The following is a 15,129-nucleotide window of genomic DNA, read 5'->3' as shown; positions in this document are numbered from 1 at the left end:
CGTTACCAATTGCTAAGGCGTTACTAATTAATAGCATTCCCCATTGGCTGCATAGCCACCAAATTCATTGCCAGCCCGCCCTTCAATTGCGTTCTATAACTTAACTTCTGGCGTTATCCAATCAGTCTCTTTTTTATACACATTTTTCGCCCTCGTTGAAGAAGCCAGTGGCAGTATGCGAAGTTCAGAACTATATAATCAATGACAAACCATACCATCAATATGGATAAGAAGATTTTCTGTACGAGTAGATTTCATGATACTTGTCACAATCGCTTAACAAAGTGATTCCAATCAAGCCGGAACTGTCTAAATTTGATAACTATCTCATCCGACCACTTAGCCATAGCCAAGTGAAAAATTTAAGCCATACAGAAAAAAATAAAATTTTTGCGCTACCAAATATTTGATGGAGAATGCAATGAGCAACTACCCCCACCTGCTTGCACCGCTGGATTTGGGTTTTACCACACTGAAAAATCGTGTATTGATGGGTTCAATGCACACCGGGCTTGAAGAACATCCCGACGGTACTCGACGGTTGGCTCAGTTCTACGCAGAACGGGCGGCGGGTGGCGTTGCATTGATTGTGACTGGCGGTATCGCCCCAAACCCACAGGGTGTTGTTGCCGCAGGCGCAAGCGTCCTGAATAATGAAGATGCCCTGCCGCACCATAAATTTATTACGGACGCTGTGCATCAGGCCGGTGGGAAAATTGCCCTGCAAATTCTGCATACAGGGCGCTATAGCTACCAGAAATCCCTTGTTGCCCCTTCCGCTATCCAAGCGCCCATCAATCCTTTTACGCCCCGCGAAATGTCTGAAGAGGATATCCAGCAGACTATCAAAGATTTCGCCCGATGTGCCCAATTGGCGCAACAAGCGGGCTATGATGGGGTCGAAATCATGGGATCAGAAGGGTATCTGATCAATCAGTTTTTGGTTTCCCGCACCAATCACCGTCAGGATCAATGGGGTGGCTCTTTCGAAAATCGCATGCGTTTCGCCCTCGAAATCGTCAGGGCGGTTCGGGCAATTGCCGGGGAACGCTTTATCATTATTTATCGCCTTTCCATGTTGGATTTGGTGGAAGATGGCTCTAACTGGCAAGAAATCGAGCAACTGGCTCTGGAGATCGAAAAAGCGGGCGCATCTATCATCAACACTGGCATTGGCTGGCATGAAGCCCGTATTCCGACAATTGCCACAATGGTGCCCAGAGCCGGATTCAGTTGGGTCACGCAAAAATTGATGGGAAAAGTCAGCATCCCTTTAATTACCACCAACCGTATCAACGATCCCAAAGTTGCCGAACAGATCCTCAGTGAAGGTTGTGCCGATATGGTATCTATGGCGCGACCTTTCCTGGCTGACGCAGAATTTGTCCTGAAAGCCGAGCAGAACCGGACTGACGAAATCAATACCTGCATCGGCTGCAATCAGGCCTGTCTGGATAGAATATTCGTCGGCAAACTGACTTCATGTCTGGTTAATCCACGAGCCTGCCATGAAACGGAATTTATTGCTGACCCCGTGAAAGAACCCAAAACAGTCGCCGTTATTGGTGCCGGGCCTGCGGGACTGTCTTTTGCTGTGACGGCAGCCAGCCGAGGGCATCATGTCACGCTATTTGAACGGGATGACAAAATTGGCGGGCAATTTAATATTGCCAAACAGATTCCTGGTAAAGAGGAATTTCATGAAACCTTACGCTATTTTGAGCGCCAATTGGCTTTGAATGGTGTCGAACTGCGCCTTAACCATGTCGCAACGGCCGAGCAGCTTTCTTCGTTTGATGAAATCGTCATCGCAACCGGCATTACACCACGTACTCCCAATATTGACGGCATTGATCACGAAAAAGTGCTGACCTACCTTGATGTCTTGAAGCACAAGCGACAAGTGGGTCAACGGATAGCCATTATTGGGGCCGGCGGCATTGGCTTTGATACCGCAGAATACCTGAGCCAAAGCGGGCAAAGCACCAGCTTGAGCAGCCATGCATTTAGCCATGAATGGGGAATTGATCAAACCATCATGCATCGCGGCGGATTGCGTCCGGAAGGAACACAAGTCGAGCGTTCACCGAGAAAAATTTACCTGCTGCAACGCAAAGATTCCAAAGTCGGTGAAGGTCTGGGAAAAACCACCGGTTGGATACACAGAGCCAGCCTGTCAATGCGCGGAATCACCATGCTCAACAGTGTCCAATATCTGAAAATTGATGATAAAGGGCTGCATATCCGCCGGGGTGAAGAAGAACAATGCCTTGATGTGGATAACGTTATTATTTGCGCAGGACAAGAGCCATTGAAAGAGCTGTTCCAGCCATTGCAGGCTATGGGGAAAAATGTGTATGTGATTGGTGGTGCTGATGTCGCAGCCGAGCTGGATGCGCGTCGGGCGATTGATCAAGGAACCCGCTTGGCATTCAAAATCTGATACACAAGCATTGTAAATACAGGCAGATAAAAGCAGAAACAAAAACGGTGATAATGAGCAGAAAACTGATTATCACCGTTGTTCATTCACATTAATATTTAACGCTGTGTCAGTTGCTCCGACGCAACGCGCGCTTCTTCCGCCTGACACGCGGCTGCGGTAAATAACACATCGGTAGAAGAGTTCAGACCTGTTTCAGCCGAATCCTGCAATACACCGATAATGAACCCAACTGCAATCACCTGCATGGCAATTTCGTTGGGAATGCCAAACAGAGTACATGCCAGCGGAATCAACAACAAAGAGCCACCTGCAACACCAGACGAGCCACACGCAGCAATGGCAGAAATCACGCTCAATAATATCGCTGTAAAGATATCGACCGTGATGCCCAGCGTATTCACTGCCGCCAGAGTCAATACTGTGATGGTGATTGCAGCACCCGCCATATTGATCGTTGCGCCTAATGGAATGGATACAGAATAGGTATCTTCATCCAGTTTCATGCGACGGCACATCTCCATATTTACCGGAATATTCGCGGCCGAGCTGCGGGTAAAGAACGCCGTTACGCCACTTTCACGCAGGCACGCAAAAACTAACGGATAAGGGTTGCGACGAATTTTCCAGTAAACAATCAGTGGATTAACCACCAATGCAACAATGATCATACAGCTGATCAGAACGATGAGCAGATGGCCATAATCAAACAGAACCGAAAAACCGGTTGTCGCAATCGTGGAAGAAACCAATCCGAAAATACCGATGGGGGCAAAACGGATAACGACGCGTACGATATTGGTCACGGAATCCGCAAGATCGCCCAACACGGATTTTGTGGATTCTTTGGCATGGCGCAAGGCAATGCCCAAACCAATTGACCACGCCAAAATTCCAACATAGTTCCCTCTCAATAGGGCATCAATCGGGTTGGCTACCACATTGAGCAATATTCCTTTCAGTACCTCAACAATGTTTTCCGGCGGTGACATTTGGGCATTGTTTGTCACCAGAGTCAGTGTTGAAGGGAACAGAAGACTTCCAATCACAGCCACGACTGCCGCAAGGAATGTGCCTATGATGTACAGGAATATAATCGGGCGGATATTACTTTTCTGGCCAGTCTTGTGATTCGCAATCGAAGACATGACCAAAACCCATACCAAAACAGGTGCGACTGCTTTCAATGCACCGACAAAAAGCGCACCCAGCAATTCCACTGATTTAGCCGCAGCAGGCGCTAGCCATGCCAACAATACGCCGAGAATTAAACCGATTAGAATTTGTTTTACAAGGCTTCCTTGTACAATAAATTGTACAAAGCCTCTTTGTTGTTTTTCCATAATCTATCCATTTGATATTTTTTTAGCTCAATGAGCCTAATGTTAGTGTTTGCTTTCCCAGTATAAGGAAGTTGTGAAACTTACAAAGAATAATTAATTGCAATATACAGAGAACACAACTTTTGATAACAAATACCTTACATTTGTGTGATCGAAACATCAGTTTTCTGTTTTTCAATAACTGCATAACGCGATGATTGATATGGAAAAACTTATTATTTCCTTTTTATTCAAAATGTTAAATAAAATGTTTGGTCTAAAAATGGCAATAGGACATTTATTCATGGCCAACTTACAGCTAGGCAACTTTTCGTCACTACGTCAGAAACAGACATAGGGCTAACTGGGAAGAAATATGAATTCAGTCAATTCTCAGGAGAAATGGGATATCACTGCTATTTTGGCAAACTTCACCAGAACATTAATCAGTTGATATATAGGGATGAGTCTATTTTTCTGTATATATAAATGTTCAAACGATCACCAAAATTTTCTATCTCGGTACGGCCGATTTTGTTAAAGTGACCCTTGTCAATCTTTATGCCATCTTGAATGGATTTCGAGAGCATTTTATGACAATCGGAATGCAATGCTTTGTGTTTATAAAGCATTCAATAGAAATTCACCATAAATGCACCATAAAAGTAAGATGCAATCCTTAACCCGCGTTTTAGGAACATTTGATGGAAATTGTAACAGACCTTATTTATGCACTTTGGCACCAAGATTACGAAACGCTCACTAACCCGTCACTGGTATGGGCTCTTTATATTCTTCTCTTCCTCGTCCTTTTTCTTGAAAATGGGGTCTTGCCAGCCGCATTTTTACCCGGTGATAGCCTATTGATATTAGTGGGAGTGTTAATTGCCAAAGACACGCTGAATTTTCCCGCGACATTGGTCATTCTCACCGCAGGAGCAAGCCTTGGCTGCTGGATTGGATATCTTCAGGGCCGATGGCTTGGCAATACAAAATTAGTCCAAGGCTGGCTATCACACCTTCCTGAACATTATCACCAACGTGCGCATAACCTATTCCATCGTCATGGCTTATCTGCCTTGCTGATAGGCCGCTTCCTCGCTTTTATCAGAACCTTGTTGCCAACACTGGCAGGCCTTGCCGGGTTGAAAAACGGGCGTTTTCAATTATTCAATTGGCTCAGCGGATTTCTGTGGGTCATCATTCTGACAACATTGGGTTATATGTTGGGTAAAAGCCCGCTGTTCCGCCAATATGAAGAATATTTGATGAACTTTTTGTTATTGCTGCCCGTGGCTCTGTTACTCATCGGCTTAATTGGTACTTTGACCGTTATTTTCCGCAAAAAACGCGCCAAAAATACGACTTCGTAACTCATCAATATGCCCTGCACTTTTCCTCCTGTGGTATAGCGAAAAACTTGCCACAGGATTTTGTTTCCAAACTTGCCCGATTTCCCCATAAACGGCCCTTAGCCATGATTTCAAACAGTATTTCAGGTTAATTTCCAATAAACCGTGAGAATTATTCATCTATCCATACTTTAAACTCCCCACAAAAGCGTCTATGGTAGAAATTCATTCATCGTATATTTAAGGAGATACGTCATGCCACAGAAAAAACAATCTGAGGAATTGCGTGATGAATTGCAGGCCCTCGCAGATACTCTGGAAGAAGTTCTTAATGGTTCAGGAGATAAGTCAAAGGCTGAATTGGAAAAATTACGCAACAAAGCAGAAAAAACACTGAAAGATGCGCGTGACACACTCAGTGAAGCAGGCGATAAGTTCATAGGCCAAACCAAAGAAATTGCAGGCCAAGCCGATAGTTATGTCCGTGATAATCCGTGGACAGGTGTCGGTATCGGTGCAGCCGTAGGCATCGTGTTGGGTGTTCTGCTGTCAAGGCGCTGAAATGACTCAATCATCCCATACTAAAGATTCAGGCCCAGGAAAAGGCCTCCTTGGTATTTTGCGGCGAGTAGCGGCAATTGTTATCGGCATGGCTGAAACCCGTATCCAGCTCGTTGCAGTTGAACTGGAAGAAGGTGCGGCAACACTGGTTCAATTGCTGCTGATGATTGGGCTCACTCTGCTGTTTGCCGGATTTGGCTTGATGTGCTTTTTGGCCCTGATATTTTGGGCTATCGATCCTGCTTACCGGATCATGGCAATGGCCATCACAGCCGGAACGTTACTGCTCCTCGCCGTGTTTGGTGCCATATGGACAGTTCGGAAAGCCAAAAAGCTCACTTTTCTCAATGCAACCCGTGAGCAACTGAATATCGATCGCAAAATGCTGGAAGGCGGCCCACATGAGTAAATCTCAGCAGCATCAGCTCACATCAAGGAAGCAACAACTGCTGCAAAAAATCCAGCAACAGCGGCAATCACTCTCCCAATGCAGCCAGCAATGGTTGGAACTCACCCAACCTTATGATAAAAGCTGGCAAACCCTGCTTGCTTTTAAACCGTATATTGCGATCGGCTCTGGTATTGCCCTGATTTATGGCCTGCGGCATCCTAAAAAATTGTATCACTGGTCGCGTCGTATGCTCAGTTTTTTAGAAATCCTGAAAATTGTGCGAAATACGCTTAAATCATGATATATGCCATGTAAATGCCAATGATCCATGATTAATATTCATTGGCCAATAACGAAATCAATCAGAAAGTAATCCGAAAACAATTGACGAAAACAGGCAGTCACCCTCCTCTCATTCAAATATCTTTTCGCATCACCCAGCGCTTTTTCAAAAAAACTGTATTAAATTGTGAATATTCCTTGCTATCAAAAAGCAACAGCGTTCCCTAGAATAGCGACCACTAGCTAATAACAAGCAAATTACACTTTTAGTCAATCACATCCATGCGAATAACTTTTATCGTTACCCGCAGTGCTTTTGGAAAAACAATGAAAAAATTTGAAGATAGTGGCTTATTGGTTGCCCGAGTTTTAATCTCTATTCTTTTTATCATCGCAGGATATGGCAAATTAGGCAGTGCTTATGCCGGAACACAAGAATTTATGGAAGCCATGAAGGTTCCCGGAATTCTGTTGCCACTGACTATTTTACTCGAGCTGGGGGGTGGCCTTGCCGTTATGTTCGGTTTGCTGACTCGGACTACATCTGTATTTACATTTATTTTTTGTATCCTGACAGCAATTTTGTTCCACGGCGATTTTACTGATGACATGAATCAGACCATGTTCCTGAAAAATTTCTCCATTGGCGCAGGCTATTTGTTGCTGGCGATAATGGGACCTGGAAAATTCAGTCTTGATAGCGCACTGAAGAAAAACTGGTAATTCTTCTTTATATCAACAGCCTGAAAAACATATTAAGAATCTGAAAGCCCCAGACTGTTCGTTGAGAGTCTGGGGTTTTTCATTCTCTTTTCTATCCTGCGTTGTTTCTTTCTTTGTTTCTTTTTTAGTTCATTTTATGAATTGATAAACAATTTAGGAATTTCACGCAAACACCAAGCCTTGGCTTCCCCCATGCTGTCACGACGCCATGCCATGATAATGTGGGTTTCATGACCATATTCAGGACTCACTACACGCAACCGGCCTTCAACAATATCCTTTTCAACCATCGAATAAGGCATGGTTGCCACTCCCAGACCCGCCAAAAGTGCACGGCGCTTATCTTCCAACGTGCTGACCGTCAGCCGGGGTTGTTTATCCAATAACTTAACCGTGAGGGTCGGGCGCTCCTTTGCCGTATCAGCGACTGCGATGCCTCGGTATTTCAGCCGGGTAGTCTCAGATAGTGGCTCCGGCTCATCATGAATAGGATGGTTAATGCTTGCCACATAGACATTGTTAATCGAATACAGCTTACGTGAATTCACCTCGGCAGAAGCCCTGAAGTGCATATCTGGCGCGATGACGATATCTGCATCGCCTGTTTCCAGCCGCTCCCAAGCACCTGCCAATACTTCTGTCATTAATGAGAGCTGTGTATTGGCTTTTTTCGTCAACTTATCAACGAGAGGGAAAAGTGATGCGACCGGAAATAATGCTTCGCATACAATCGTCAAATTCGTCTCCCAGCCACGGGCAAGAGCTTCTGCATCAGCCGTCAGTTTATCCGCTGCCTCCAGCAATAAACGCCCCCGCTCCAGCAACATACGGCCAACGTTAGTAAATTTCGTACGATGGCCTGAGCGATCAAACAGCACAACATCCAGCTCTTCTTCCAGCTTCTGCATGGTATAACTTAACGCAGAAGGCACTCTTCCCAATTCATCCGCAGCCGCTGCGAAACTGCCCCGCCTGTCTATCGCATCCATGACCCGCAAGGATTCCAGTGTAAGTGCACGTTCTTTGCCCATGTCTCTCTCAATCAAGAATTTTGAATATACCTACCAGATTAACTGACTGACATTTCAACGTCTAGTTGACATTCACTTCCACTTTTAAAAGAGGCTTGCAAAAGGTTCGAGTTGTAAAACGTCACTGAAAAATTGAAAATAGTTCAGAAAAAACAAAGTGGAGTATGATCTTGGAAATGATAATATAGAAATTGATATCTCTGGCATCTATATATTTTATTTAATACCGCAATGTATTTTTATCGGAATAAATAAAATCGTCATTTTGTTAACTTTGATTACTTTTCAGAACATACCTATTTATTTTATGCTGATAATAATGGGATAATGACTATCAATAAAATCCTTCCATATTGGTTCCCTTCGTGATTGAAATATTTACCATTATGAATACTAATATTTCCTTCTTATGAAGATTGATTTAATGAATAACCCATGAAAGCGAATAAAGTAAAAAAAAACGAAATAATAAAATTATTATTAGGTACATCTTTATTAATATTATCAAGCAAAGGATATGGTGAATGCTGGACTGAAATTCCTGCTAATTCAGGTAATAGAAGTTATTCACCTATACCATATACAATATCTGTTGGGGAAGATTTTGAAATTGATCAAAATTTACCGATAGGGACTGAGTTACTAACGAAAACTCTACACACATCAACCCCAACAGGTAGGTTCATATGTAATGATATAATTGGAGAGGTCAGTTATGAAGGAACGGGTACATCAAATAAAGCCTCTATTTATCCTATTCCTCATATTCCTGGACTAGGATATAAAATAACCAGAACTAATGATTACAGTAGTCATACGAATATTCCGTGGTTTCCTACTAGAGCTACAGGAGTTTGTGTCAGCAAAGATAAGTGCTTCCCGACTGCCCTCTTTCTTACCTTTGATAATCGTACAAAATATATTTTGAAACTGGTCAAAATAGGTAATATCCCACATGGTGGACAACTGGCAGGAGAAATCGCCAAAGGCATTGCGCTTGAGAAAGGTAATTTCCAATTTATAAGTTTAAGCATTGCAGGCAGTATCAACATTAAGCTAATTTCTCCCAGCTGCAAACTCAAAACACCTTATGTCAATGTTGCATTAGGTGACATATCTAAATCTGATTTTCAGGGAATCAGAACTGAGACCCAACGTAAACAATTTAATATCGGTTTAGAATGTTTTGGCGGGTCATCAGGGAAAACAGTCCTCCCAAAAATGACTTTAGAAGACGTCACCAACCCTTCCAATCATAGTGATATCCTGACACTCAGTAGAAATGCTACGGCCAAAGGAGTGGGCATCCGAATTTACCATAAACAAAATCCCGTAAGGTATCAGCCGGGCAACAAAATTAGACTCGGTGAGTTAATTAATGGCCATTATAGCATTCCATTTCAGGCAAACTATATTCAGTCAGAATCAACAATCACACCCGGCAGTGTCCATGCCAGCGCAGTTTTTAAATTATCTTATGATTAAAAGATAATTATCAAATTAAATAAAAGCCCAATAGTGAAGTCACTATTGGGCTAATTAATTAGTATTAAAAAATAAGAGATTAATTCACTTATTCATAATTTATTTCTAATCTCAAATTTGTTTTTTCTAAAAAAGCATCTCCAAGAGACATTTTAAGTTGATGCCTGCCTTGGCGAATTAATTGACGAGGTAACGGAAGCCTTATTTTTGCACTAGATGAAAAAGAATCAGCCGTACTTAATATAATATTAACCGGAAAAGGAGAGGCACCAATAGCTTCCATGCCTTCAGCACAATCAATTAAATCAAGTTGCAGCCAACCATCTTGCATTTGTACATCATGTGATGATGGAGACAGTAAGCACGGGGAACTAACCAATGAGCCATAAATTTCAATATAGTTTCCCTGTCTGGTCATTCTTTTTAGAACGTCTTGTGTTATTTCCCCTGCATTCGCATAGCTATTCGCTACTATCAGAAGCCCTGCCAGCAAGCCTCTCCATAATCGGGTTTGCCTATCTCCATAACCTAACATGCATTTATCCTATCCCGCTTCCGGCCATTATTTTTTCTGATCTTTAATCACGGTGCATTGTTCACCATGGCAACGAAATGCCAGTGTGGGCCGGCCACCATAGTCATTGATATAGGTAAAATAAGGCGTGCTGTATTGCCCATATTTGACGGTTTCATTGCCAAACGGTGCAATCATGATCCCATCAAAATCACTTTCTTCTGATTGTGACTGGCTATTCCCCATACCAATAATTGTGATGTAATACGGCGTTGGATTTTCTATGCGATAACCCCCCGCAATCTTGTGCAAGATCAATTGATCCTGCCAAACTGCATCCGGCTTGGCTTGAAGGGCGACAGGACGATAAAATAGTTTTATTTTTGTCTGCAATGCAATTTGCAGCGTGTTGGGTTGCTCACTTTTAGGTGGGATCTCACGCAAGTTGAAATAGAACAGAGATTCCCTATCCTGTGCCAACACATTGGCTGTCGGTGTTTTTTCTACCCGAACCAAACTACGTTTACCAGGCTCCAAACGCTGTACCGGAGGCGTTAATACTAATGGCCCCGTTGTCATTTTTTGATGATTTTCATCTTCCAGCCATGCTTGGGCTAAATAAGGCAATTGCTTATTCTCATTAGAGATATGCAATGTAATAGATTTATTGTCACCATCAAACACCGCTCTGGTTCGATCCAAAGAAACTGCGGCCAGAGATGAGAATGTACTAAAAATCAATACACTGCCTGTTAATAGGTTACCAACCCATTTTTGCAAAATCTGTTTCTTCATTCTTACATTTACTCTCTTCAATTCGTTTTGGGGTTACGCTATTCACTCTTTAATGGCACGATCCCCCCTTTATTTCCCTCTCTGGCAAGGTAATGAGACCAATGACAGAGCATCAATTTGAGATGGCAATATGAACGAACAATGTTGCTCACCCCAGTTCGCTTGCAGGGGTTCTCCCAATTCAGCCCCACTGATCCATGCCACTCCCCCGTCATTGACAATACCCAGTTCACGCCCTTTCTCATTGCGAATACTGGTACCAAAGGGGAGAATATTTCCATTCGCCAATTTCAAAACAACAAACAAGCGGTTGCCTTTTAAAACATCAAATTTGTGATAACCAATCGCGCCTTCCGTCAATACCGATTCCGCCACTGCATCGCGGGCTTCAATATCACTGTCCAATTTATTGATATCGACCATCGTTGTATTGCGATAGTAACTACTGACATTCGTGACCACGCCAATTCCCCAACGATTAGTCCTCACATGCCCGCCATCGAATGGCACGTTTTCCACGCCATTGGTATCCACGATTAAGCGTGTGCCACCACTAAAACCGCTGGGATGTAATGCTGCACCTTTTGAGGTGATCGTCACCCCGCCATTGACTGCCATACCAGCCACAACATTCCCGTCTTGTGTCGTTGAGACATTAAACGACGTATGAGCAATATCACTTCTATGGCTGTAATAACCGCTAAATTGGCTCTGCGGCGCCTGCCCATGACCATGGCTCATACCTGCTGTCACGTTATAGTTCCCCTTTTCCCCAATCTGTCCACTGAGGTTCATACTCTGGGAGAATCGTTTCTCGCTGTAATAATTGTTGTAATTTATTCTTTTTTCGCCAACAGGCAGCGAAAAATTCAATGACAGAGAATTATTCATTTTGCCGGTATGAACATAACGAGCACGGTTGGCCGCTAAACCAACAGACATATTGTCGATACCAAAAGCAGAAAAATATTTACTCATGCTAATGTTGTAATAAATGCTGTCACCAGCGTTCCAGAAAGTTTCGTGATTGTAGGAAACACCCAGCGATATTTTCTGTTCAGGGAAGTTTTTATTCAGTGTTACTGTATATTTGTCTTTACTACGCCCTTCCAAACGATCACGATAACGCGCATCCAAATATTGCTGCATTGGCATGTAATCACGCTCGCTAAAACGGTAACCGGCCAGTGTCAGATCCGTGTTAATGTCGTCAAAACGTTTGGAATAAGTCAGATGCCAAGATTTTCCTTGTTGCGTTTTTTTGCCATCTTCTTCCCCACGCTTTGATAATCTGGCTATCGATTGTGTAATATCTGCTGTCAACGAGCCAAAAGCCCCCAGATCAACACCCGCCCCCAATGCAAGGGCGTTATAATTACCGGCAACAACGCCACCACCGTACAATGTCCAACTGTTCGTTAAACCGTAGAACCACTCTCCGGCAGCAAAAATAGGCCCCTCTGTCCGATGAGCATCATACCGGGCACGTCCGGAGACTAATTTATAGCGAAACTGGCCCGGTCGTGTCAGATAGGGGATATAAGCTGCACTAACCTGAAAGGTTTTCACACGACCATCTTGCTCTGTGATTTTTACATCCAATGTTCCACGAACAGAACTACTGATATCCTTGATAACAAATTCCCCAGCGGGAACTGTTGTGTCATACAGAATATTATTTTGTTGTGTTATGGTAACTCTGGCGTTAGTGTCGGCGAATCCTCTGATTTGTGGGGCATATCCCCGTAATTTTGGAGGTAATTGCCGTTCATCACTGGTCAATGACACACCGCTATAATTCCAGCCCTCAAGTAAATCTGATGCAAAAGAAGATTCTCCCAATGTTAAATTGGCCTGCCATGATGGCAAGGCTCGGTATGCATGAAATTGAGCCCATCTCAGCGAAGAATCACTATTATTCTGCTGGCCTGTGATATAGCTGTAGTTTCCCTGATAATGACCCCGAAAACGCCAGGCACCATAATTTGCGCCGATAATGCCGTTAAGCCAGATATTTTGGCTTCTTGAATTTCCGTGCGATTTAGACCAAAAAGCATTCACGTTATAATCGATCAACACGCCAGGGATTCCCTCATCCCAACGAGCGGGCGGCAACCAAAATGAGTCAGAATATTCCAGATAAAGCTGAGGGATTGTCATATTAAGCTGTGATTCAGCTAAATCGACAGACGATGTCACCCCGTTTAGCGCAGAAAAATCCACACATTGTCCGTCATTCCATAACGTTGTCTGTGCGAGATGCTCCTCTTTCAAACCAATTTTATTTCGCAATTCAGGCGAAATGCAGGCTTCCGAGCGGGTTTCTTTCCCTAGTTGCCGAAAATAAAAAGGAATAGTTGTTTCACGGTTAACGAGTTGCTCGTTAACTTGTAAAGTTAATTGGTATTTCCCGGGCATGACATAGCCCGTTTGTGAGAAACGTGATAAATCAATATTTTGTTTATCTTCGGAATCTAGCATATCAATATTAAATTCAATTGCGTTTGCTAAATGAATACCCGAAAAAAACAAAATCAGCCCCTTCAATAAATACGAAGAGAATTCTATTTTCTGTTTTATATTCATTTATAACGACTCCAGCATCAGTAAGATGTTATCTTGTCAGATACAATATGGCTTGCCTCCATAACTCACCGATCAATTACTTAGCAAGAATCATAAACCGTAACTATTCATAAAAAACTTCATATCTATTTTAATAATAAAAAAGTCAATCAAATAAGAAGAATAGCCACCATAACCATCAATTATATTTCATGCTAAAAATGTTATTTTTATTCATAGGACAATTTAAAACTTAATACTGCATAATAACTACCTTGCACCAAAGGTTCTCCATTCGGCACTAAATTTAAACTATATTTCATCCCTGATTGATGATTACTGCCAAATATAACAGGATAGCTTTTTCCGGCACGTACTAAATGTCCTTGTGCATCATTAATAAATAAAGCGGCTCCCCTAACTCCACCTGACAACCGGAATAAATGCGTTTCTTTATCACGAACCCCATCGAAGGTTACATGTATTGGCACCCGTTTCTCCGCGTGTTTCTCTTGCTCCCAATCACAGTTTTTCAAATGGATAACGACTTCTTTTTGTTTTTTGATTCCATGCTGATATAACTGTTTTACTGGAACCATGCCCATATTAACAGACTGCCACATATCGTCTAATGCTATAGAACAACTCGCAGAGACAACTGTTCCACTAATATTTACCCTTCCCATAAATGGATTTAAAGAATGTTCCCATGCCAGTGCACTCTTGCACAAAAGCAAAATAAAAAGAGAAATAAACAATTTTTTAATTAGAACTTCATTTACGAATTTCATGTGATCTTATAACTATATGTTTTTATTAAAAATAGCGCATTACTCAATATAATCATAGAGCAATGCGCTACAATCACTTTATTTAAATGAAATTGCTATGCCGCTCAATTTTTACTCATATTGCATAGTAAAAGTTGTTGTTCCGCTAAATTCACCCGGAGTAACATTATCTTTACCGATCGCTTTTTTCGCAAACGCCATGAAGTTTAATTCGTTTGTGCTTTGGCTTAAATTAAATGCCTTAGTCGCTTGATCCAGAACGATATCACCATCCAAACCCATTAACCTTACCGCGACATTTTTAGCAGAACCACTCATTAATAGCTCTTTCGAGTCATAATTAGCACCGGAAAACGTCACTTTGGCTTTTTTATAAGTCTCTGTATCACACTCAGTCAATACAATCTTAACTGGGCGAGAAGTTTCATTCCCTTTATTCAATAAAGACTGGCTTAAAACACCAAAATTAATTGTCTGGTTTATAGATTCAGGAGAAATATTACAAGGTGCATTAACAACAGTACCAGTAAAAGTTATTTTACCACCACCACCGTTATTTATTGGAGTAGCCTTTGGAGCTACACTTTGAGCTTGCGCACAAAAAATTCCCATACCTAATGTAATAGCAGCAATTTTAGCCAATTTTGTTGGTTTCATTATTTTACCTTTGTTTTTGTAACAATAAATTTCAAGATATTTTGTTTACGATTAATCTTTAATGAAGGTTTATCTTCAAAGAAGATTAAATGAAGAGATTTTAAAGCACCAGTAATCAGATTCTTTCTGATGTAAGCTAACAATTCGGATGAATCCAATCTCTTTAATTTCTCTTTTTTAAAAAATAACTTTTTCAAAACATTTTTCAATCATATTA

Annotated in this window: 14 protein-coding genes; 7 read left to right on the top strand and 7 right to left on the bottom strand. The window is 42.2% G+C overall.

All coding sequences use genetic code 11. From position 1 onward, the window contains the following. Window positions 1–421 precede the first annotated feature (421 nt). Complete coding sequence (locus BM100_RS10445) at window positions 422–2,443, top strand: NADPH-dependent 2,4-dienoyl-CoA reductase (protein WP_092510660.1); 2,022 nt, start codon at window positions 422–424, stop codon at window positions 2,441–2,443. 98 nt (window positions 2,444–2,541) lie between these two features. Here the strand turns inward: BM100_RS10445 and sstT are convergent, their stop codons facing one another. Beyond that, window positions 2,542–3,786, bottom strand: coding sequence for a serine/threonine transporter SstT (sstT, locus tag BM100_RS10440; protein ID WP_092510658.1), 1,245 nt, complete (start codon window positions 3,784–3,786; stop codon window positions 2,542–2,544). A gap of 683 nt (window positions 3,787–4,469) precedes the next feature. Between sstT and BM100_RS10435 the strand changes: the two genes are divergently transcribed. The 5 genes from BM100_RS10435 (at window position 4,470) to BM100_RS10415 (ending at window position 7,074) form a co-directional block, all read left to right on the top strand. Then, window positions 4,470–5,138 (top strand): DedA family protein, encoded by a 669-nt coding sequence (locus BM100_RS10435; protein ID WP_092510656.1) that lies wholly within the window; start codon window positions 4,470–4,472, stop codon window positions 5,136–5,138. 234 nt (window positions 5,139–5,372) lie between these two features. Next, window positions 5,373–5,678: an ElaB/YgaM/YqjD family protein gene (locus BM100_RS10430; RefSeq protein ID WP_092510654.1), complete on the top strand. Its 306-nt coding sequence runs from the start codon at window positions 5,373–5,375 to the stop codon at window positions 5,676–5,678. Window position 5,679: 1 nt separating this feature from the next. Continuing rightward, window positions 5,680–6,087 carry a phage holin family protein gene (locus BM100_RS10425; RefSeq protein WP_092510652.1) on the top strand — a complete coding sequence of 136 codons (408 nt, stop codon included), beginning with the start codon at window positions 5,680–5,682 and terminating at the stop codon, window positions 6,085–6,087. Continuing rightward, window positions 6,080–6,370: a YqjK-like family protein gene (locus BM100_RS10420; protein WP_092510650.1), complete on the top strand. Its 291-nt coding sequence runs from the start codon at window positions 6,080–6,082 to the stop codon at window positions 6,368–6,370. Before BM100_RS10425 ends, BM100_RS10420 begins: the two co-directional genes overlap by 8 nt. 308 nt (window positions 6,371–6,678) lie before the next feature. After that, window positions 6,679–7,074, top strand: a complete 396-nt coding sequence (locus BM100_RS10415; RefSeq protein ID WP_092510648.1) for a DoxX family protein — start codon at window positions 6,679–6,681, stop codon at window positions 7,072–7,074. A gap of 134 nt (window positions 7,075–7,208) precedes the next feature. Here the strand turns inward: BM100_RS10415 and BM100_RS10410 are convergent, their stop codons facing one another. Then, on the bottom strand, window positions 7,209–8,105 hold the full coding sequence (locus BM100_RS10410) for a LysR family transcriptional regulator (protein ID WP_092510646.1): 897 nt from the start codon (window positions 8,103–8,105) through the stop codon (window positions 7,209–7,211). A 435-nt stretch (window positions 8,106–8,540) separates the two neighbouring features. Between BM100_RS10410 and BM100_RS10405 the strand changes: the two genes are divergently transcribed. Then, a complete protein-coding gene (locus tag BM100_RS10405) occupies window positions 8,541–9,590 on the top strand; it encodes a fimbrial protein (RefSeq protein WP_092510644.1) in 1,050 nt (349 codons plus the stop codon). 88 nt (window positions 9,591–9,678) lie between these two features. On the opposite strand, the gene BM100_RS10400 is transcribed toward BM100_RS10405, so the two are convergent. The 5 genes from BM100_RS10400 to BM100_RS10380 form a co-directional block, all read right to left on the bottom strand. Next, window positions 9,679–10,125, bottom strand: a complete 447-nt coding sequence (locus BM100_RS10400; protein WP_092510642.1) for a hypothetical protein — start codon at window positions 10,123–10,125, stop codon at window positions 9,679–9,681. A gap of 27 nt (window positions 10,126–10,152) precedes the next feature. After that, the gene (locus tag BM100_RS10395; RefSeq protein WP_092510640.1) at window positions 10,153–10,899 is read right to left on the bottom strand and encodes a fimbrial biogenesis chaperone; all 747 of its coding nucleotides are present in this window, start codon (window positions 10,897–10,899) and stop codon (window positions 10,153–10,155) included. A gap of 69 nt (window positions 10,900–10,968) precedes the next feature. After that, window positions 10,969–13,485 carry a fimbria/pilus outer membrane usher protein gene (locus BM100_RS10390; protein ID WP_092510638.1) on the bottom strand — a complete coding sequence of 839 codons (2,517 nt, stop codon included), beginning with the start codon at window positions 13,483–13,485 and terminating at the stop codon, window positions 10,969–10,971. Window positions 13,486–13,694: 209 nt separating this feature from the next. Then, a complete protein-coding gene (locus BM100_RS10385; RefSeq protein WP_092510636.1) occupies window positions 13,695–14,255 on the bottom strand; it encodes a fimbrial protein in 561 nt (186 codons plus the stop codon). 111 nt (window positions 14,256–14,366) lie between these two features. Continuing rightward, window positions 14,367–14,912: a fimbrial protein gene (locus BM100_RS10380; protein WP_092510634.1), complete on the bottom strand. Its 546-nt coding sequence runs from the start codon at window positions 14,910–14,912 to the stop codon at window positions 14,367–14,369. Window positions 14,913–15,129: the final 217 nt, after the last annotated feature.

It is taken from the genome of Xenorhabdus mauleonii (genome assembly GCF_900113945.1).
Classification (GTDB): Bacteria; Pseudomonadota; Gammaproteobacteria; order Enterobacterales; family Enterobacteriaceae; genus Xenorhabdus; species Xenorhabdus mauleonii.
This window is presented reverse-complemented; position numbering and strand designations above follow the sequence as displayed.